We start from the raw sequence: 580 nt of genomic DNA, 5'->3' as shown, positions 1-580 counted from the left end.
TTTATTAACTTCTACAATATATGGAATTATTTGAGTTTGAGTAGCAACTTTTATAAATCCTAATAAAGAAATTGTAAATAAAATTGTTTGTGATAAAAAAGCAATTTGCCAATTTCTAAGCGATTTTGCTAACTTCATATACTTTTCATTAAAAACAGAATCAGGGTTGCTTGGCAACCCCCCTTGTGTCTTTAATTTTTCTCCTGGTTTAAACTTCATTTATGCCTCCAATTTACATTTGTACTGACCCTGAAAATCCAAAGAATGATAATCCCCATGTTGAAGCAGCAAAAACGATAGAAATACCAAGAACAATATTTAACATTCTTTTCATTGCACTTCCCATTTCTCCAAATGCCATCATTCCACCACAAGCACAAATTGCTAAAATTCCTATAGTTTTTGCAACTGGTCCAGTAAACGATTTTAATAATTTATCTAATGGTCCTTCCCATGGCATATCTGTAGATGAAGCGAAACTAAATTGACTAACAATTATAAGTAACATTACTACAAGAATAAATTTATAATTCTCTTTTAACCAACCTCCTTTTTGAGATTTTTTTGCTCTGTTTTTAAT

1 protein-coding gene and 1 pseudogene are annotated in these 580 nt (G+C 30.2%); both read right to left on the bottom strand.

Annotated features, from left to right (window positions below):
• Positions 1-219: pseudogene (locus tag L988_RS08290) on the bottom strand (hypothetical protein); the annotation flags it as partial.
• Between the two features lie 13 nt (positions 220-232).
• The coding region (locus L988_RS08285) for a TrbC/VirB2 family protein (RefSeq protein WP_231549833.1) at positions 233-580 on the bottom strand (348 nt) is incomplete at its 5' end.

It is taken from the genome of Cetobacterium sp. ZWU0022 (assembly GCF_000800875.1).
Lineage (GTDB): Bacteria > Fusobacteriota > Fusobacteriia > Fusobacteriales > Fusobacteriaceae > Cetobacterium_A.
The sequence above is the reverse complement of the archived record's forward strand: the minus strand, read 5'-3'. Positions and strand labels throughout refer to the sequence as shown.